Here is an 18,730-nt window from a genome sequence, read left to right as displayed (position 1 = left end):
TCACGCCTTGCTGTATGCGGTTTGAAATCGCGGAATCATATTGAACGGGAAAGTCTTATGTCATCAGCAGAACAGCGCACACAAATGTCCGACGGCGCAGGATTCATCGCAGCATTGGATCAAAGCGGTGGCTCGACCCCCAAGGCGCTGGCGCTTTATGGCGTTGACGCATCTGAATACGGCTCGGACGAAGAGATGTTCGGTGAAATCCAGAAAATGCGCGCGCGGATCATTCTGGCGGATGATTTCACCAAGGACAAAGTGATCGGCGCGATCCTGTTCGAACGCACTCTGGGCGAGCAAATTGATGGTCAGAAGGTCGCCGACTACTTGTGGTCAGTGAAAGGCATTGTACCTTTCCTCAAGATTGACAAAGGTTTGGAAGACGAAGCGAATGGCGTTCAGATGATGAAACCCATCCCGGGTCTGGCCGCAACATTGGCCAAAGCCGATGGTGTTTTCGGAACCAAGGAGCGCTCGGTCATTCATGAGGCAAACGCCGAAGGCATCGCGGCGGTTGTTGCACAGCAGTTCGACGTTGCGCGTGAAGTCGTGGCTTCCGGAATGGTTCCGATTGTTGAGCCCGAGGTGAACATCAACTCCGCCACCAAAGCCGAAGCCGAAGACATCCTGAAGGCTGAAATCCTGAAAAACCTTGATCAATTGGCTGACGGACAGGACATCATGCTCAAGCTGACGATCCCTAACCGAGCTAACCTCTATGACGAATTGGCCGATCATCCGCGTGTTCTGCGTGTGGTTGCCCTGTCTGGCGGTTATTCGACGGAACAGGCCTGCGATCTGCTTGGCCAGAACGGTAAGATGATCGCGTCCTTCTCGCGCGCGCTGACCGAAGGATTATCAAAAAAGCAATCAGACGCCGAGTTCAATGCAGCCCTGGGCGGAAACATCGACAAGATTTTCCGAGCGTCAGTCTAAACACTATTGGGGTTTGGTGAATTCGCGGCGCAACTGCGCCGCTTTTTCACGCATGACGCAACCTTCGGCGTGATCATTCACCAGCCCCATTGCCTGCATGAAGGCAAACACCGTCGTCGGCCCGACAAACTTCCAGCCCCGTTTTTTCAGGTCTTTCGACATCGCCACAGATTCTGGCGACGTTGAAGCGGTTTGCGGGGCGGGCGGTGAGTCCGCCTCGTATCGCCATACATATGCGGCCAGAGACCCTTCGGCAGCGATTAACTCTTGCGCGCGGCGTGCGTTGTTAATCACGGCCTCGATCTTTCCACGATGTCGCACAATCCCTGCATCTTGTAACAAGCGCTGTGTATCTGCATCATCAAACGCGGCTACTGCGTTGATATCAAAAGCTTTGAAAGCTTTCCGAAAGTTCTCGCGCTTGGACAAAATCGTGCGCCAGCTTAGACCGGATTGAAAGCTTTCGAGGCATAGCTTTTCGAACAGGCGTTGGTCGTCACCAACCGGATACCCCCATTCCTGATCGTGGTAGTCAAAGAATTCGGGCGCGGCCTGACACCACGCGCAGCGTGGTTTTCCGTCTGGACCTAGAACTGTATCAACCACCGCTTCGTACTCCTTTTGTTCCCCCTTACTGTAAGCGGTTTCTGGATGTCAGAGCAAGACTGATTTACTTGGATTGATACCAGTTCAGAATGAAAACCCGTATGGCCGATGCAAGTCCGATGTCCGGGTCACGCTCGACATCAATTTCGGCCGCCAGAGCGTTGATCGGTAAGTTTTTTTCCTTGGCAATGGTCCGGAACGCCTGCCAGAATTCATCTTCCAGCGATACGGATGTCCGATGGCCTTTCAGCGTCAGGGATCGTTTGACCGGGCGTCCGCTCATTTGTCCAACTTATGGCCTTCATGGTCCTGGCGCAGCTTGTGTTGCTGCTTTTTTGCCAGATCCTTTTCGGCCTTGGTGCGGCCAAAAGCGACGGCATTTTGGTCAGCACGGGCCTTGTTTTCGGTCCGCGCTTTTTCTTTTCGAAACTTGTTCAGATTGACCGGTTCCGTCATTGCGCATGTCTCACTTTGGTCAGACTATCGAACAATTCCGCACGGCTGTCATCTGAAAGGCATTCGACATTCACGGTGTCTAGAAAATCGGCCTGCAACGCAGTTGAAACCGGTGGTTGATCCGACATTGTCTCAAGGATTTGTCCGCCCAGATCTAACAGAGCGGGGCGCACCTCGGTCATCAGATCCGCATAGCTTTCGGGAACAGAGGTTTGGTCTTCGGTCCACCGTTCAATCCAACAGGATTGAATCTCTTTCGCGGCTTCGATCTGCACTTCGAAAAACAGCTGCGCGCTGTCCGGGTCAATACCCGAAAGCGCTGCTTGTTCCAAGGTCTTGTCAATTACGACTTTTTCACGCTCGAGGTCTTCCACCGGGCGGTCATTGGCGTGTTTGAACGCAGCAACGTCCTGCATCCATTCCAGCCGAGAGTCGATCAGGTTGAACAGGTCAGCCTGAGCTGAGGTCGCTGTGCCTGCGATTAGCAGGCACAGGTTGGCAAACTTACGCCACGCGATCATTTGGGGCCGATCATGTGTTCGGGGCGTACGACCGCATCGAATGTCTCCTCATCGACAAAGCCCAGCGCAATGGCCTCTTCCTTGAGGGTCGTGCCGTTCTTATGCGCCGTTTTGGCGACAGTAGTGGCGTTGTCGTAACCGATGGTCGGAGCCAACGCCGTGACCAGCATCAGGGATTCCTTCATCAGCTTATCGATGCGTAGTTCATTGGCCTTGATGCCCAGCAGCATACGCTCGGTAAAGCTGTCGGTGGCATCACCCAGCAGCTGAATGGATTGCAGCAAGTTGTACGACATCATCGGGTTGTAGACGTTCAGCTGGAAATGGCCCTGCGAACCCGCAAACTTCATCGCTGCATCGTTGCCTATTACATGTGCGGCCACCTGTGTCAGCGCTTCGGCCTGTGTCGGGTTCACCTTTCCGGGCATGATCGACGAACCCGGCTCATTCTCTGGCAGGATCAGCTCACCCAAGCCCGATCGCGGGCCAGAGCCCAGGAACCGGATGTCGTTGGCGATTTTGTAGCAAGAGCCAGCAATGGTCGCCAGCGCGCCTGATAGGAAGACCATGGCATCATGGGCCGCGAGCGCTTCGAACTTGTTGGGCGCGGTAACGAAGGGCAGGCCGGTGATGTCAGCCATGTTCTTGGCGACGGCCTCATCCCAGCCATCATGCGTGTTCAGACCGGTGCCGACGGCGGTGCCGCCTTGCGCCAGTTCATAGATGCCAGGCATTGCGGCTTCGACCCGGGCGATACCCTGACGGATCTGGTGCGCATAGCCGCCGAATTCCTGTTCCAGGGTCAAAGGGGTCGCATCCTGAGTGTGTGTGCGGCCGATTTTGATGATACCGGCAAACTCTTTGGCTTTCGCTTCCAGCGCGGATGCAAATTTCTCAAGCCCGGGCAGCAATACGTCGCGCACGCTCATCGCAGTGGCGATGTGCATTGCGGTCGGGAACGTGTCGTTCGACGATTGCCCCATATTGCAGTGATCGTTCGGGTGCACAGGCTCTTTGGAACCGATCACACCGCCCATGATCTCAATCGCGCGATTGGCGATTACTTCGTTCGAGTTCATGTTCGACTGAGTACCCGAACCGGTTTGCCACACGACCAGCGGGAAGTTGTCGTCAAACTTACCCTCAATCACTTCGCCCGCGGCCTGAATAACAGCGTCGGCGATCTTGGCATCCAGCTTGCCGATGGCTTTGTTCTCCATCGCACAGGCCTTTTTGATGACGCCCAGCGCACGCACGATGGCGACGGGTTGCTTTTCCCAGCCGATCGGAAAGTTCATGATCGAGCGTTGAGTTTGTGCACCCCAATATTTGTCGGCGGGAACTTCCAACGGGCCAAAGCTGTCGGATTCGGTGCGGGTCTGGGACATCGGTCACTCCGTCTAGTATGCAGTCGTATGCCGTTTACCCGTGACGGCGTCATCGCGCAATCGGCCAGTTGCGCGCACCATAAGCGTAAGCCGACCAAAGGTATAGGCGTTGGGGCGGCGCATTTTTCTTTGATACACAGGTACTAGGACCATTGTGTGCGCCTGTGACTGGGGTAGAATAGCAAGATCAAAACGCTGGAGGGTCAGGTGCTGCAATTTAACGGGGTTAATCCGCTGCGGCTTATCGCATTCGCGGTGGGTGCCGTATTCTGGCTTATCTTTTCCAATCTTCAGGCCCAGGCCGGGGACATCACGCCCTTTATCGGGGATTACGTCGGTTCAGCCAATTTAGTTGACGATGATGGTACAGAAACCCCACGCGATATGAGCGTTTCGATCCATGAAACCAAAGAAGGGTTCAACGTCAGTTGGAAGACCACGACCTATAAGCCGGATGGCCGGGTCAAAGATCAGTCCTTCTCGATCGATTTCAAGCAATCTGACAGGTCAGACGTGTATTCAGCGGCGATGAAGCGCAATGTGTTTGGTCACGAGGTGCCCCTGGACCCAATGCAGGGTGAACCGTTCGTCTGGGGCCGGATCGAGGGCGAGACTCTGACGGTGTTCTCGTTGTTCATTGATGAAAACGGTGGCTATGAATTGCAGCAGTTCGATCGCACGCTGGCCGACGGTGGGCTTAACCTGTCCTTTTCGCGGTTCCGTAATGGGATTAAATCCCGCTCGGTCGATACGTTCCTCGAAAAACAGTAAACCCCGCGAGAGGCGGGGTTTGTAAGTCTGAGCTTACTTTCTGAAACTGTCCAGTGAAACGACATCCGCGTCTTGCTGGACCGGAGTTTCCTCAACCTCAATCGATTCTTCGACGATATGGGTCGCAACCTCTTCTTCGTCTTCGGGGCTCTCGAAACGCAACCCGAATTCAACCGACGGGTCCACGAAGGTTTTGATCGCATCATACGGAATATAAAGCGGTTCGGGCGCGTCACCGAAATTCAGTGTAATCGCAAAGCCGTTGTCGCCGACCTCGAGGTTTTCGAACCAGTGCTGCATTACGACAGTCATTTCTTCGGGATAGCGTTCGCGCAACCAGTCAGCTATTTCAACTCCGTCCTGCCGTGTATCGAACGTGATAAAGAAATGATGCGCCCCAGGCAGACCGTTTTCAGAAACGTTGGTCAGAACTTTCTGAATGAGGCCGCGCATGGCGGTGTGCATCAGGGTTCCATAGTCAATGTCCTGCGACATGTGTCATCCTCAAAAGTGGTTACCCCAAGCATAGGGGATTCGTTCGGAAACGAAAGACCGGGAGGGGGTGGATTGTTCAAAGAAAATGAAAACCGACTCCGGCCACGACCATCAGGGCCAAGGTCATTCCCATGCCGAATTTTAGCTTGAATATCAACACCCCGGCCATGAACGTCAAAACCAGCGCTTTTGTGTTCAGTGTCGCAAGTTCGGGCCATGGGATGGTTAGGGGTCCCCATGCCAATTCCGGGATTGTTCCGAAAAGAACCTTAAGAGCAAACCACACGGAAAGGTTGAGAATCACGCCGACAACCGCTGCTGTTATCCCGTGTAGGGCTGCGGACAGCCGTGGACGGGCGGCCAGCTGGTCCAGATATGGTGCGGCTAGGAAGATCCACAGGAAACACGGGACAAAGGTGGCCCAAAGTGCCACCGCGCCGGCGGCAAGTGCCAAAGGGATGCCGCCCGAAATCTGTCCCGTCAGCATGGCCACAAATTGTGTCACCAGTATCAGAGGTCCAGGCGTTGTTTCGGCCAGCCCCAGCGCATCAATCATCTGATCTGTGCTGATCCACTGATATTTGTCCACGACGGTTTGGGTCATATATGCCAGAACCGCATAAGCGCCGCCGAACGTAACAACGGCCAGGCGGGCAAAGAACCACCCGAGATCGCTCAGCAATTTCTGACCAGTAACGCTCAGCAACACCAATGGGCCAAGCCATAGGGTCAGCCAGATGGCACAGGTGCGCAGCGGGCGCGTCGCATTTGGGGCAGGGGGTGTTTGGGCGGTGTTGGCCTCACCTTTGAAACTCAGATACCCCCAAAGCGCTGCAGCCAGAATGATCAAGGGAAAAGGCAGGTTAAAGGCAAAGATTGCAACAAAGCCCAATCCGGCGATTGCCCGGTGCTCCACATCGGTCAGGGCTTTGCGCGACAGGTTTCTAAGCGCTTGAAGGACAATGATGATTACAGTTGCCTTCACCCCGACGAAAGCGGCCTGAACCAGTGGCAGGTCCCCGAAAGCTGCATAAAGCCCGACCAAAACGGCGATAATCAGCGCGCCAGGGATGACGAACAGGCCGCCGGCGATCAACCCTCCGGTCACGCCGCGCAGCCGCCAGCCGGCATATGTGGCAAGTTGCATGGCCTCGGGGCCGGGCAACAGCATGCAAAGAGACAGCGCCCGTAGATACGATTGTTCGTCCAGCCACGGGCGTTTTTCCACCAATTCCTGATGCATCAGTGAGATTTGCGCCGCAGGCCCCCCAAAGGACAAAAGCCCGATGCGCCCAAAGATACGGACCAGCTCCGATAGTGTCGGGGTCATGATTTGCGGTCCATTGGCCAGTCGTGTTGTTCTTCAAACCCGTCGCGCGCCCAGCGATACAACGCATCGTACAGATGCATTCCTGCAGCAAGGTTTTCGTGATCGTCACGGTATTGCCGGGACAACCCGACAGAGACAGCAAGCAACCCGGCAGCTTCTGGTGCAAGGTCATGGCGATTGGTGTCTGCGCCCCGAATGACAGTTGCAAGCCGATCCAGCGCGGGCGTGTGCAATGCGAATTCGTCCAGCATAGTGTCAAAGGTGCATTTGTCTTGCCGGTGGCTCCAATGAGCGCCTTCGATGTCAAAAGGGGTCGCGTCAAATATTGCAGCGGTGGCTTCGACTTCCGACGGGGCAACAAACAGGAACCGGGCATTTGGGTCCACAAACCGCCGGATCAGCCAGGGGCAGGCGATGCGATCGATCTTTGGGCGGTGTCGGGTCACCCAAAGGGATCCTTCGGGCTGCAGCATCGAAAACGCCTTCGCAGGCACACGCGGAGCGTCTGGCATGTCTCGCCACGCAAACATGCCGCCTTCAAGATACTCGGCTTTTACACCTTCGCCTCGCAACCACGAGACGACGGCCTGGCTGAGCTTCTTGCCTTTCTGGCAAATCACGACTGCAGGTCGGTCACCGATCAGGTTGACCAGCCCTTCGATATCCTTCGCAGGATGGCGTATTGAGCCGGGGATAAGATAGGGGTCAGCCTCAAAATCCGCATCCATACAGATGTCGATCAGTATGGGGGATTGCGGCTTGCCGATCAGTCTTAACAATTGCTTTGGGGTGATCGAGTTTGGTGCGGGCACAGCATGTCTCCTGGTTTCGTCGGATACATGCGAAACTTGGGCTGACGCCTCACGGGGTGTTCGCAATCTTACCCCATGGCACTTGCTACCGTGTAAGCGCCGAGGGGGTCAAGATTGCATATATGGTCAGGCCCAATCCAGCCTTTGACCGGTCATACACACAGGCAATGTGTCCTGCGGAAATTGGCCGAGCTGTTCAAAGAGTGAGATGAAATCGAACTGGTTATACGCTTCAACCATGCGCCCGTTTTTAATCCGCCCCATGACGCTGCCCGTGGCTTGAAGCGGGGCACCGTTATCGGCGCGCGTTGTGCGCAGGTGAATGATGGCGGATACCCAATCGCCGTTTTCGATGATTTTGGGCATATCGACCTGAATGTCCCCAAGGATATGGCGAAAGGCCATGACCAGATCCCGGAAATCATCCGCACCGACCTGCATTTCCGGAATAAGCCCTTCAGCCAAGGCTTCGGGGGCGAAATATTGGTCAATCGCGTCGGTATTGCCGTTTTCCCAAACCTCGGAATACCACTCTCTGAGTAGATCTGCGTGCGACATCCCAGCTCTCCTTATTCTGCTGGGGTAAGCATGAGACCAAATAGTGAAAAAACTCTGAACATGAACATGCTCAGCGAAAAACTCAGACTTTAAGTGGAAGGTGCAGGTTTCTGTTGCCAGGTACCTGCGAACCCCGCCTTACGCGGCTAGGCGCAAGGGCTTAAGTTTCGGTCTTGCTACTGCTTACGCAGCAACTGCAACCGGAGCACGATTGTCATTTGCAATTGTACTTTTCGGGCCGATACGGTGGCACCCCGCCGAGACAAAGCTAACCCCTTTAGACGTTCGTCGATCCTATTTCGGCCCCATGATCCCCAAATGAAGGATGTTGGTGGAGCCGCCGGGTACCGCCCCCGGGTCCGATCCGCTTATTACGAGCGCGTTTATGTCCATAGTCCCGAAGGACATATCCTATATAGGTGAGCGTGCGAGCAGATGCAAACTGGGAATTGAATCGGGTGTGCTAAGCAATTACAGCGGGTTAAATGGCCCTGTTGATGTTGGCCAGTATCAACCAAAGCGCAAGGACTAGTTCGATTCCACCAAAAGTAGCCGCCTTGACCAAAGGCGGGTTGTCCAGAAAAACCGAAACGAACCGGCCCAATGCCGCGCCCGCATAGACAACCCCCAACATGGCGTAGGCCATCGGGTTGTTGAGGAACAAAACAGCCACGCCAGTGACGACGAAAAGCCCACCGACCGAAGCACGCATCTCGCTTAGCCCCATATTGCTGTTTGTAGTGCTCAGATCCAGCGCGCCCAAGGTAAAGCTGGGCGCGAGAAAACCGAACAGGCCAAACCCAATGGTCATAAGGGCGGCAATCACGTTCAAAGCGGTGGTCATTTCAATTTCCTTACGCCGGATTACGTCTTTGCTGCGCCACGTCTTGCGCCAATTGTCTTGTGTAGCTCTCAAGCTCAACTAGCGTCGCGTCCACTTTGGTCGAGTCGCGATCTTCCAGCGCGTCGGCGATCTGATTGTGGAAGGTAATAATTGCTTCCCGGGACCGCGCTGTGAAAGTGATCATGTTCATCAGCGGCTGCATCGCTTCGACCGCGCCAGCCAGTTGATAGGACAGCACAGGATTGCCTGCACCATCCACCAGCGCCCGGTGAAACGCCACGTCCGAGGCGCAGAACGCCTCATCTGTCAGGCCCGGTTGGGATTGGCGGTGAACTTCGGCCCGCATGGTGGCCAACTGATCCGCGGTACGGCGTTGCGCGGACAAGGCAGCGCAGGCGCGTTCAAGTGCGAAGCGCGCTTCGCAGGCGGTGTCGAAGCTGACCGCATTCATCGACAGCAACAGGGTCGAGGTCGTGATCTGTTGGGAATACGCGCCCTCAAAACTCAGCCGGTTCACAAATGCACCACCGCTTGCACCGCGTTGCGTGCGGATCAGGGATTGCGCCGCAAGACGCTTCAAAGCCTCGCGCACGGTCGGGCGAGATACCTGGAATTGCTCGGACAATTCCGCCTCGGAGGGCAAACGTTCATCCACGATCAATTCGCCCGAGATGATTGCGTCACGAATGGCCTGAGCGATCTGCGCAGACAGATCAGCAGGTTTTTTGGGGTCGATTTTCATATTCCGGGGACCGTCGGTGAATTTTTATTTGTCTGACATTTAAAAGTCTGACATTTGAAAAGCAAGGACTGAGTCGGGAGGAGCGCGTGAGTCGCACAGTTCTACGCACCGCATTTTGGCTGGGGTTTTATGCCCTGATCCTGTCCGCGTGGTGGTTCATGTTCACCATGAGCCGCGACATGGATCTGGATTGGATCGGTCGCCCTGGCCCAATGGGTCAGGCCATGGCGGCCATGGACCCGCGCATGGACATGTATATGCCCATGGCCGAGTTTGGCCCGCTGTTCTGGATGTGGGCTATCATGATGGCGGCGATGATGCTGCCGACGCTCGTGCCGACGTTGCGCAGCTATGACGATCTGATCCGCAGCGCCAATGGCTCGCGCGCAGGTTGGTTGGGTGTTCTGTCCGGGTATCTGGTCGTCTGGGTTGGCTTTGCAGCTTTGATCACCGGTGTTCAGTTGGCGCTGTTGTTTGGTGGGGTCGTTGACATGCTGGGCATTGGCAAATCCGGATATTTCGCGGGCGGCTTGATGATCGCCGTCGGCGCATTTCAGTTCACCCGCGCGAAAGAGGTCTGCCACGGCGTCTGCCATGCCCCCATGACCTATTTCCTGGGGCACTGGAAAACCGGGTTCACCGGCGGATTGCGCATGGGGCTGGGACTGGGCGCATTCTGTGTGGGCTGCTGCTGGGGCTTCATGGCGCTTGGGTTTGTTGGCGGTGTCATGAGCCTGTTGTGGATGGGTCTCGCGACCCTGTTCATGGTTTTTGAGAAACTACCCCAGATCGGGCACGCAGTGACCCGACCGATGGGATTTGCATTGATTGCGGGCGGTCTTGTTCTGCTCGTCTATCCAATAAGCTACGGAGGATAAGCCTATGGCTAAGAACAGAAAACCCGAGGCCGACAAGCTGCCGATCAGTCAGCGCATTGATAGCCGTATGCCCAATCCCAAGCGGCGTGAGATGAGTCCGACAGATTGGGCAATCAAAGGCGAATTGATCCTGAACTGCTCGTGCGATGTGTTCTGCCCCTGCGTGGTTTCATTGGGCGCGCACCCTCCGACCGAGGGGCATTGCCACGCGTGGATGGGTATTATCGTTGACGAGGGCCACTATGAGGGCGAAGACCTGTCCGGTCTGAACGTCGGGTTGCTGGTCGATATTCCGGGCCGCATGGGCGAGGGCCAGTGGAAAGTGGCCGCTTATGTCGATGAGCGTGCCAGCGGCAAGGCCTACAACGGGCTGTTGCAAATCTTCAGCGGTCAGGCAGGCGGGACCACCGGTTTGTTTACCATGCTGGTCAGCGAGATTATCGGGGCCGAGCGCGCGCCGGTTCAGATTGAGCGCGACGGCACCAAGCGCCGCATCGCGATCGGCCGCAAGATACAGGGTGAAATTGAGATGCTGGGCGGCAAAGATCCGGAACACCCGGTCATGGTGTCAAACTCGAAATACTGGATGGGTCCGGACATCATTGTGGCTCGTGGCACCAAGTCCAAGGTCCGCGATTACGGTCGTGTTTGGGACTTTGGCGGCAAATCCGCCGAAATCTGCCCAATCGACTGGCACGGGCCAAAGTGATGATCACCGCCGCCTATGCGCAAGAGATGGCCCGATATAATCACTGGCAAAACAGCCAGTTGAAGGGGTTTCTTACCGCACTTTCGAATGAGGAACTGACCCGCGAGCGCGGAGCGTTTTTTGGTTCGGTCCTGGGCACGGCAAATCATTTGCTTTGGGGTGACTGGATATGGATGTCGCGGTTTGACAAAGGGCAGGGTCCCGGCGGCGGCATCCCGGAAAGCCCGTCACTGTGCATCGATCTGGCAGAATGGTTGCCTCTGCGCGATCAGATTGACCAGCGGACTACCCAATGGGCCGCGTCCTTGAATGACGAGGACCTGCGCGGCCCGTTCAAATGGTTCTCGGCCGCCAAAGAAGCCGATGTCACGAAACCGTATGCGCAATGCGTCATTCATTTCTTCAACCACCAAACACATCACCGGGGCCAACTGCATCAAATGCTGACCGAAACAGGTTCTGCTGCACCGGTGAGCGATCTGGTTTTTCTGCCTGAGGAGGCTTAAGTGGCTCAGATCTCACTCTCGCGTCGCCTGCGCCGAACACCTTTTTCTGATGGTGTCGAAGCTGCCGGAGTTAAGGGATATACGGTTTATAATCGTATGTTATTGCCCACTGTTTTTGAATCCGTCGAAGCGGACTACCGGCATCTGAAAACCCATGTGCAGGTTTGGGATGTTTCCTGCGAACGGCAGGTCGAACTGCGTGGGCCGGATGCCGCGCGGCTGATGCAAATGCTGACGCCACGGGACCTGCGGAGGATGTTGCCCGGCCAGTGCTTTTACGTTCCCATTGTCGATGAAACAGGCGGAATGCTGAATGATCCTGTGGCGGTGAAGCTCTCGGAAGATCGGTGGTGGATTTCGATTGCCGACAGTGACTTGCTGCTTTGGGTCAAGGGCATTGCCAACGGATACCGCCTGGATGTGCTGGTCGACGAACCCGATGTGTCTCCGCTGGCAATACAGGGGCCGAAGGCGAATGACCTGCTGGCCCGTGTTTTTGGCGACCGGGTGCGTGACATTCGCTTTTTTAAGTTCGACAAGTTCGAGTTCGAGGGGTGTGAACTCGCAATCGCACGGTCTGGTTATTCCAAACAAGGTGGTTTCGAAATCTATGTCGAGGGTTCGGACATCGGTATGCCCTTGTGGAATGCGCTGTTTGCGGCGGGCGAAGACCTGCAAGTCCGTGCGGGCTGTCCAAATCTGATCGAACGGATTGAGGGTGGGTTATTGTCATACGGCAACGATATGACCGACGACAACACGCCGCATGAATGCGGACTGGGCAAGTTCTGCAACACGCATACGGCGATCGGGTGTATTGGCCGAGACGCGCTGCTGCGCGTGGCTAAGGAGGGTCCGGTTCAGCAAATCCGTCCAATCGCAATCGACGGTGACGCCGTGCCACCATGCGATCGCCCTTGGCCGATTGTTGCGGGCGGCAAGAGGATTGGTCAGATCACGTCGGCCGCATGGTCCCCTGATTTCAACACAAACGTCTCCATAGGAATGGTCAAACTGAGCCATTGGGAGCCCGGCACACGGATCGAAGTAGAAACTCCGGACGGGATGCGCGGCGCAGTCGTACGAGACAAATTCTGGATTTGAACGGCATATCTCAGATCAGCAAAGGCTGATGACTGATTGAAAACGAAAGGAAAGTTGAAATGTTCAATGCTTTGGTAATGGATAAGGACGAAGACAGCGGACTGGCAAGCGCTTCGGTCAAAAAGCTTTCCGATGGGGATCTGCCCCATGGCGAAGTGACAATCGCTGTTGAGTATTCAACCGTAAACTACAAAGACGGCCTTTGCATGTCGCCGAAGGGCGGCGGGCTGGTACGCAGCTATCCGCACGTGCCCGGCGTTGACTACAGCGGCACGGTCGAGGCGTCCTCGGACGATCGCTATAAGCCGGGCGACAAGGTCGTTCTGACTGGCTGGCGCGTAGGTGAAGCGCATTGGGGTGGGTATTCCCAGAAAGCCAACGCCCTGGCGGATTGGCTGGTTCCCTTGCCGGAAGGTCTGGACACACGTCAGGCCATGGCAGTGGGCACTGCCGGTTTCACAGCGATGTTGGCGGTTATGGCGCTTGAGGATCAAGGCATGCAGCCGGGACATGGTCCGGTGCTAGTTACCGGGGCCGCTGGCGGTGTTGGTTCGGTTGCGACTGCCATTCTGGCCAATTTGGGCTATGAGGTGGCTGCCGTGACCGGCCGGCCAGAGGCGGGTGACTACCTGAAATCATTGGGCGCCACCACGATTGTCCCACGAGAAGATCTCAATGAAACCGTGAAACGCCCGTTGGAAAGCGAGTCCTGGGCCGGGTGCATTGACGCGGTGGGTGGCGAGATGTTGGCCCGTGTGCTGGGTCAGATGAAATACGGTGCCTCAGTCGCAGCCGTTGGTCTGGCCGGAGGGGCAGGGCTGCCTGCCAGCGTCATTCCGTTCCTGTTGCGCGGTGTCAGCCTGCTGGGCATCGATAGTGTGATGCAGCCCTATGACAACCGGGTTCGCGCATGGCAACGCGTCGCAACCGACCTGCCGATGGACAAGCTTGAGGCAATGGTTCATCCCGCAACCCTGGGCGATCTGCCTCAATTGGGTACGGATATCCTAAAAGGGCAGGTCAAAGGCCGTGTTGTTGTCGATGTAAACGCCTGATTCCTATGCACATGGTCGAACCGGCTGACATCAATGTTGGCCGGTTCAGTTGCCATTGAAAGAACCTGAAAATGCCAGAAACACCTCTGGTCATTGGCTCAATTCCAGATCATCATTGCTATACATCCCAATTGCGATGGACTATGAGCCATGCAAACAGCACCTGAAGACGGGGAGTGAGCAGCATGTCTGACGATTTTGAACTGGACACCGACGATCTGAAGCGCCGCATGGAAGGCGCGATGGGCAACCTGAGAACCGAGTTCGCCTCGTTGCGAACGGGCCGCGCGTCGGCCTCGATGTTGGAACCGGTCATGGTTGACGCTTATGGGTCGATGACCCCGATCAATCAGGTCGGCACCGTAAACGTCCCCGAGCCACGCATGGTGACGGTGAATGTTTGGGACAAAGGCCTTGTCGGCAAGGTCGAGAAAGCCATCCGCGAAAGCGGTCTGGGTATCAACCCCCAGCTGAACGGCACAATCATCATGCTGCCAATCCCCGAATTGAACGAAGAACGCCGCCGCGAGCTGGGTAAGGTTGCCGGGCAATATGCCGAGCACGCCCGTGTTTCGATCCGTAACGTCCGTCGCGATGGCATGGATCAGATCAAGAAAGCCAAAGCTGACGGCATGTCAGAAGACGATCAGAAGTTCTGGGAAAGCGAAGTCCAGGACCTGACCGACCAGATGATCAAGAACGTAGATGCCGCGCTTGAAACCAAGCAGGCAGAGATCATGCAGGTCTGATCCACGAAATGCCTGACACGTCGCAACCCTCACCCGCTACCGGACCACGCCACGTCGCCATCATCATGGATGGCAACGGTCGTTGGGCTCAGGCGCGCAACCGGCCCAGGCTGTTTGGGCATCAGGCCGGTGCCCGGCGGGTAAGGGAAGTAGTCGAGGCCTGTCCGGGGTTGGGTATCAAGTATCTGACAGTATTTGCTTTTTCGACTGAAAACTGGAAACGGACCCAGGTTGAAGTCGCCGGATTGATGAGCCTGTTTCGACGGTACATCATCAAGGAAGCTCGCAACCTGACCAAAGCCGGTGTGCGCGTGCGCTTTATCGGCGATCGGGTTCGTCTGGATTCCAAGCTGACCGAACTGATGGACACTTTGGAGGTAGCAACCCAGCACAACGATCTGGTGCACTTGACCATTGCGTTGAATTACGGCGGGCGGGATGAGGTTGCCCGGGCGACCAAACGGCTGGCGCGTGACGTGGCCGAAGGCCGCCTGCGACCCGATGACGTGGATGAGGAAACTCTGCCCAAGTATTTGGATACGCATGTTCTTCCCGACCCGGATTTGGTGATCCGAACCAGTGGCGAAGCCCGTATATCCAACTTTCTTTTGTGGCAATCCGCCTATTCGGAATACGAATTCATCGACACGCTATGGCCCGACTTCACCTCGGCCGAATTGGAACGGCTGTGCCGAAACTTTGGAAGCCGTGACCGGCGGTTCGGAGCGGTTCCGGCATGAGTGAGGGCCGATGGTCTGACCTAACCGCCCGTGTTCTGTCTGCCGCGGTGCTTGTGTGCATCGGTTCAGTCGAAGTGTGGCTGGGCGGGCTGTGGTTCGAAGCCTTTATTGCAATCGCCTGCGGCTTGATGACCTGGGAACTGGTGCGGATGATCGATCCGGACCGCAATGGTATCGCGATCCAGTTGGGCATTCTCACCGGTGTTGCGGTCGTGCTCAGCTATCATCTTCCGCCGCTTTATACGTTGCCATTCCTGCTTGCACCGGCATTGGTCGGGGCAGGGCAAATCAGTCGATCCAAGGGTATCTACGCACTCTTTGCTCTCTGGATCGCTGCGTCGGGTCTGGGCTTCATCTCAATCCGCGAGAACATGGGGTTCGGCTGGATGGTCTGGCTGATCTCGGTGGTCGTGGCAACGGATGTTGCGGGATACTTTGTTGGCAAAACCTTTGGCGGCCCTAAATTCTGGCCAAAGGTCAGCCCAAAGAAAACATGGTCGGGCACTGCAGGCGGGTGGGCTGCAGCAGCTGTGGTTGGCATGATCTTTGCCGTGAATGCCGGTTTTGGCGTCATGTTTGTGGTGATTTCGGTACTTGCGTCGATGGCCAGTCAGGCTGGGGACATTGTCGAAAGCGCGACAAAGCGCAAGTTTGGGGTCAAAGACAGCTCGAACTTGATCCCAGGGCATGGCGGGTTTCTGGATCGCTTTGACGGCATGATGGGTGCGGCCTTGTTCGTTTTGATAGCCGGGATTCTCTATTCCCCCGGAGCGATGTGATGCGCAAAATCTCAATCTTCGGCGCGACCGGATCAATTGGACAGAACACGATTGATCTGATTGATCGCGACCCCGCGTCCTATGACGTCGTCGCTCTGACGGGTGGGGCGAATATCGAAAAAATGGCGGAAGATGCCCGGCGTTTGAACGCAGATGTGGCGGTTACGGCCTATGAAAATCGGCTGGATGATCTGCGCGCGGCCCTTGCGGGTTCGGGCGTCGAAGTGGCTGCCGGTCAAAATGCGCTGACAGAAGCTGCAGCGCGGCCTGCCGATTGGGTTATGTCGGCCATTGTCGGTGCAGCCGGTTTAGAGCCTGGTCTTGAAGTGCTCAGGCAGGGCGGCACGCTGGCGTTGGCCAATAAGGAAACGCTTGTCTGCGCCGGTGCGTTGGTTCTTGAGACTGCCAAGGCGAACAATGCGCGGCTTTTGCCGGTCGACAGCGAACACTCGGCCGTTTTTCAGGCGCTTGTCGGCGAGGATATGGCCGCGGTCGAGCGTATCATCATCACAGCAAGTGGCGGCGCGTTCCGTGACTGGCCACTGAGCAAACTGGCACATGCGACGGTTGAGCAAGCCTCGAGCCATCCGAACTGGGATATGGGGCAGCGGATCACAATCGACAGCGCGTCTATGTTCAACAAAGCGCTGGAGCTGATTGAAACCAAAGAATTCTTCGGCGTGTCTCCGGATCAGATCGAAGTGCTGGTGCACCCGGAATCCATCGTTCACGCTCTGGTCGGGTTCCAGGACGGCGCTGTCATGGCCCATATGGGCGCCCCAGATATGCGCCATGCCATCGGGTACGCTTTGCACTGGCCCGATCGGAAGGACTTGCCGGTCGAACGACTGGATCTTGGAAAACTGAAGCAGCTTAGGTTCAATGAACCTGATGAGGCGCGGTATCCCGCGCTGCGCTTGGCACGCGCCGTGATGGAACGCGGTGGCCTGTCAGGTGCTGTATTCAACGCCGCCAAAGAACGGGCGTTGGATCGGTTCATTGCGCGTGAAATCGGTTTCCTTCAGATGGCCGACATAGTCGAGACCGTTCTGGACAGGTTTGAGGCCGCAGGCGACCTTATTGATGCCCCTTTAACCCTTGATAACGTGCTGCAAACGGACCATTTGGCACGTACATGGGTCGATGACATCGTCATCCAACGAGCAGGATAGAATTTTGGACGTACTTTCTCTGATCCCTCAGTTCGGCAATTTGCTGTATACGATCATTGCCTTTGTCATCGCACTTTCGGTGATCGTGGCGGTGCACGAGTACGGCCACTACATTGTTGGACGCTGGTCCGGTATTCATGCCGAGGTGTTCTCGGTCGGGTTTGGCCCGGTTCTTTGGAGCCGCATCGACAAGCGCGGCACGCGGTGGCAGATCGCCGCGCTGCCTTTTGGTGGGTATGTCAAATTTCTGGGCGACGCGAACGCGGCGTCGGGCAAAGACGAAACGGCGATGGAGGAAATTTCCGAGCAAAGCCCGGAGGATCTGCGTCGCACCATGCATGGGGCACCTCTTTGGGCCCGGTCGGCCACGGTTGCCGCAGGTCCGGTTTTCAATTTCATCATGTCGATCCTGGTGTTTGGTTTGATTTTCCTGACCCAGGGCGTGACCAAAGATCCACTGACAGTTGGGACCTTGCACCCTTTGCCCGGCACTGTTCAGCAATTGCAGGACGGTGACGAAATCGTCGCCATTGGCGGCGTTGCGGTGCCCGATTTCGACGAGGAGGGCGCATGGACAGACTTTGTTGACGCGCTGCCGGTGGAACCTGTTCTGGATTATACGGTCATCCGCGATGATCAGACCATGGATGTGACGGGCCCCTGGCTGTTTCCGCCACTGATCCAGCAGGTTAGCCCGCGCAGTGCGGCCATGGATATCGACCTTCAGCGCGGTGATGTCATCACTTCGGTCAACGGAGACCCAATTTATGCTTTCGATCAGTTGAAAGAGCATGTCGAAGGGTCCGACGGGAAAGTTCTGCTCTTGAATGTCTGGCGCGACGGGGCCGATCTTGAATTCGCCCTTGCCCCGCGCCGCACCGATGAACCACAGGCAGAAGGCGGCTTTGTCACGCATTGGCGCATTGGTATCGTTGGCGGCATGATGCTGGAACCTGCGACTGAATCGGCTGGTGTTCTCGAATCCATTTCGGGCGGCGCACGTCAAACTCTGCGTGTCATAGACGGCTCACTGTCAGGTATCTGGCACATGATTACCGGTGCCATCAGCACCTGCAACATGACCGGCCCGATTGGTATTGCCGAAACTTCGGGGGCGATGGCCAGCCAGGGTGCGCAAAGCTTCATCTTCTTTATTGCTGTGCTGTCTACAGCAGTCGGTTTGCTGAATCTGTTTCCGATCCCGGCCTTGGACGGCGGTCATCTGGTGTTTTATGCCTATGAAGCTGTAACTGGCAAACCGCCAAGCGATGGCGCGCTGAAGATTTTGATGGGGGTAGGGGTCTCCTTGATCCTCGGCTTGATGATCTTCGCACTGACCAACGATCTGTTTTGCTGATTATGGCCTTACGCGCCAACAAAAGCCGCAATTTCGCCTCAATCCGCAGATAATTTTATCGCGTCTCAATTTTATGTGGCAGATACTCAAATGACCAAGGCACTTCGAAAATCGTATCAAAGCTTTAGCTTCCTGTTCATGTTGAACTGGGACTTTTTGCTGTTTTTCGGTGCGACTGCGCTCGCCATCGGCGGCTGGACTTTCTTGGCCAACATGTGA

General features: G+C 56.2%; 24 protein-coding genes and 1 other RNA gene. 13 read left to right on the top strand and 12 right to left on the bottom strand.

The window, feature by feature from the left end; translation table 11 throughout:
• Nucleotides 1-57 precede the first annotated feature (57 nt).
• On the top strand, nt 58-939 hold the full coding sequence (locus AC2FFP_RS04880; RefSeq protein ID WP_496880777.1) for a fructose bisphosphate aldolase: 882 nt from the start codon (nt 58-60) through the stop codon (nt 937-939).
• A gap of 3 nt (nt 940-942) precedes the next feature.
• Here the strand turns inward: AC2FFP_RS04880 and AC2FFP_RS04875 are convergent, their stop codons facing one another.
• From AC2FFP_RS04875 to fumC, 5 genes are all read right to left on the bottom strand, one after another.
• Complete coding sequence (locus AC2FFP_RS04875; protein ID WP_496880776.1) at nt 943-1,545, bottom strand: DNA-3-methyladenine glycosylase I; 603 nt, start codon at nt 1,543-1,545, stop codon at nt 943-945.
• A 64-nt stretch (nt 1,546-1,609) separates the two neighbouring features.
• Complete coding sequence (locus AC2FFP_RS04870) at nt 1,610-1,828, bottom strand: ribbon-helix-helix domain-containing protein (RefSeq protein ID WP_496739939.1); 219 nt, start codon at nt 1,826-1,828, stop codon at nt 1,610-1,612.
• On the bottom strand, nt 1,825-2,001 hold the full coding sequence (locus tag AC2FFP_RS04865) for a DUF4169 family protein (RefSeq protein WP_496739940.1): 177 nt from the start codon (nt 1,999-2,001) through the stop codon (nt 1,825-1,827). Before AC2FFP_RS04865 ends, AC2FFP_RS04870 begins: the two co-directional genes overlap by 4 nt.
• Nucleotides 1,998-2,522, bottom strand: coding sequence for a gamma subclass chorismate mutase AroQ (gene aroQ / locus AC2FFP_RS04860; RefSeq protein ID WP_496739941.1), 525 nt, complete (start codon nt 2,520-2,522; stop codon nt 1,998-2,000). The genes AC2FFP_RS04865 and aroQ overlap by 4 nt, the downstream gene beginning before the upstream one ends.
• Nucleotides 2,519-3,910: a class II fumarate hydratase gene (gene fumC, locus AC2FFP_RS04855; protein WP_496880775.1), complete on the bottom strand. Its 1,392-nt coding sequence runs from the start codon at nt 3,908-3,910 to the stop codon at nt 2,519-2,521. Before fumC ends, aroQ begins: the two co-directional genes overlap by 4 nt.
• A 207-nt stretch (nt 3,911-4,117) precedes the next feature.
• On the opposite strand from fumC, the gene AC2FFP_RS04850 reads away from it, so the two are divergent.
• Nucleotides 4,118-4,681: a hypothetical protein gene (locus AC2FFP_RS04850; protein WP_496739942.1), complete on the top strand. Its 564-nt coding sequence runs from the start codon at nt 4,118-4,120 to the stop codon at nt 4,679-4,681.
• A gap of 33 nt (nt 4,682-4,714) precedes the next feature.
• Here the strand turns inward: AC2FFP_RS04850 and AC2FFP_RS04845 are convergent, their stop codons facing one another.
• The 7 genes from AC2FFP_RS04845 to AC2FFP_RS04815 form a co-directional block, all read right to left on the bottom strand.
• Complete coding sequence (locus AC2FFP_RS04845) at nt 4,715-5,176, bottom strand: SspB family protein (protein WP_496765043.1); 462 nt, start codon at nt 5,174-5,176, stop codon at nt 4,715-4,717.
• Nucleotides 5,177-5,252: 76 nt separating this feature from the next.
• Nucleotides 5,253-6,506 (bottom strand): chromate efflux transporter, encoded by a 1,254-nt coding sequence (chrA, locus tag AC2FFP_RS04840; RefSeq protein WP_496843887.1) that lies wholly within the window; start codon nt 6,504-6,506, stop codon nt 5,253-5,255.
• A complete protein-coding gene (locus AC2FFP_RS04835) occupies nt 6,503-7,318 on the bottom strand; it encodes a chromate resistance protein ChrB domain-containing protein (RefSeq protein ID WP_496722726.1) in 816 nt (271 codons plus the stop codon). Before AC2FFP_RS04835 ends, chrA begins: the two co-directional genes overlap by 4 nt.
• Nucleotides 7,319-7,444: 126 nt before the next feature.
• Nucleotides 7,445-7,876, bottom strand: coding sequence for an ester cyclase (locus AC2FFP_RS04830; RefSeq protein ID WP_496760508.1), 432 nt, complete (start codon nt 7,874-7,876; stop codon nt 7,445-7,447).
• A gap of 99 nt (nt 7,877-7,975) precedes the next feature.
• Nucleotides 7,976-8,321, bottom strand: a transfer-messenger RNA (tmRNA) gene (gene ssrA, locus AC2FFP_RS04825).
• Nucleotides 8,322-8,357: 36 nt separating this feature from the next.
• Nucleotides 8,358-8,720 (bottom strand): DUF4345 family protein, encoded by a 363-nt coding sequence (locus tag AC2FFP_RS04820; RefSeq protein WP_496843886.1) that lies wholly within the window; start codon nt 8,718-8,720, stop codon nt 8,358-8,360.
• A gap of 10 nt (nt 8,721-8,730) precedes the next feature.
• Nucleotides 8,731-9,462 carry a FadR/GntR family transcriptional regulator gene (locus AC2FFP_RS04815; protein WP_496880774.1) on the bottom strand — a complete coding sequence of 244 codons (732 nt, stop codon included), beginning with the start codon at nt 9,460-9,462 and terminating at the stop codon, nt 8,731-8,733.
• 86 nt (nt 9,463-9,548) lie between these two features.
• On the opposite strand from AC2FFP_RS04815, the gene AC2FFP_RS04810 reads away from it, so the two are divergent.
• The 11 genes from AC2FFP_RS04810 (at nt 9,549) to AC2FFP_RS04760 (ending at nt 18,730) form a co-directional block, all read left to right on the top strand.
• Nucleotides 9,549-10,340: a DUF2182 domain-containing protein gene (locus tag AC2FFP_RS04810; RefSeq protein WP_496880773.1), complete on the top strand. Its 792-nt coding sequence runs from the start codon at nt 9,549-9,551 to the stop codon at nt 10,338-10,340.
• 4 nt (nt 10,341-10,344) lie between these two features.
• On the top strand, nt 10,345-11,049 hold the full coding sequence (locus tag AC2FFP_RS04805) for a DUF1326 domain-containing protein (protein ID WP_058271563.1): 705 nt from the start codon (nt 10,345-10,347) through the stop codon (nt 11,047-11,049).
• On the top strand, nt 11,049-11,555 hold the full coding sequence (locus tag AC2FFP_RS04800) for a DinB family protein (protein WP_496843884.1): 507 nt from the start codon (nt 11,049-11,051) through the stop codon (nt 11,553-11,555). Before AC2FFP_RS04805 ends, AC2FFP_RS04800 begins: the two co-directional genes overlap by 1 nt.
• Nucleotides 11,556-12,659: a dimethylsulfoniopropionate demethylase gene (locus AC2FFP_RS04795; protein ID WP_496843883.1), complete on the top strand. Its 1,104-nt coding sequence runs from the start codon at nt 11,556-11,558 to the stop codon at nt 12,657-12,659.
• Between the two features lie 59 nt (nt 12,660-12,718).
• Nucleotides 12,719-13,714 (top strand): acryloyl-CoA reductase, encoded by a 996-nt coding sequence (acuI, locus tag AC2FFP_RS04790; protein ID WP_496765015.1) that lies wholly within the window; start codon nt 12,719-12,721, stop codon nt 13,712-13,714.
• Nucleotides 13,715-13,899: 185 nt separating this feature from the next.
• Nucleotides 13,900-14,463, top strand: coding sequence for a ribosome recycling factor (frr, locus tag AC2FFP_RS04785; RefSeq protein WP_496722742.1), 564 nt, complete (start codon nt 13,900-13,902; stop codon nt 14,461-14,463).
• Between the two features lie 8 nt (nt 14,464-14,471).
• Nucleotides 14,472-15,203 carry a polyprenyl diphosphate synthase gene (gene uppS / locus AC2FFP_RS04780; protein ID WP_496722744.1) on the top strand — a complete coding sequence of 244 codons (732 nt, stop codon included), beginning with the start codon at nt 14,472-14,474 and terminating at the stop codon, nt 15,201-15,203.
• Nucleotides 15,200-15,982, top strand: coding sequence for a phosphatidate cytidylyltransferase (locus AC2FFP_RS04775; RefSeq protein WP_496765012.1), 783 nt, complete (start codon nt 15,200-15,202; stop codon nt 15,980-15,982). The genes uppS and AC2FFP_RS04775 overlap by 4 nt, the downstream gene beginning before the upstream one ends.
• A complete protein-coding gene (dxr, locus tag AC2FFP_RS04770; protein WP_496765008.1) occupies nt 15,982-17,154 on the top strand; it encodes a 1-deoxy-D-xylulose-5-phosphate reductoisomerase in 1,173 nt (390 codons plus the stop codon). Before AC2FFP_RS04775 ends, dxr begins: the two co-directional genes overlap by 1 nt.
• A gap of 4 nt (nt 17,155-17,158) precedes the next feature.
• Entirely contained in the window at nt 17,159-18,511 is a 1,353-nt protein-coding gene (gene rseP, locus AC2FFP_RS04765) for an RIP metalloprotease RseP (RefSeq protein WP_496843882.1), read from the top strand.
• Between the two features lie 90 nt (nt 18,512-18,601).
• Entirely contained in the window at nt 18,602-18,730 is a 129-nt protein-coding gene (locus AC2FFP_RS04760; RefSeq protein ID WP_282151161.1) for a hypothetical protein, read from the top strand.

The sequence above is a fragment of the Ruegeria sp. YTSC004 genome (assembly GCF_059609805.1).
The sequence above is the reverse complement of the archived record's forward strand: the minus strand, read 5'-3'. Positions and strand labels throughout refer to the sequence as shown.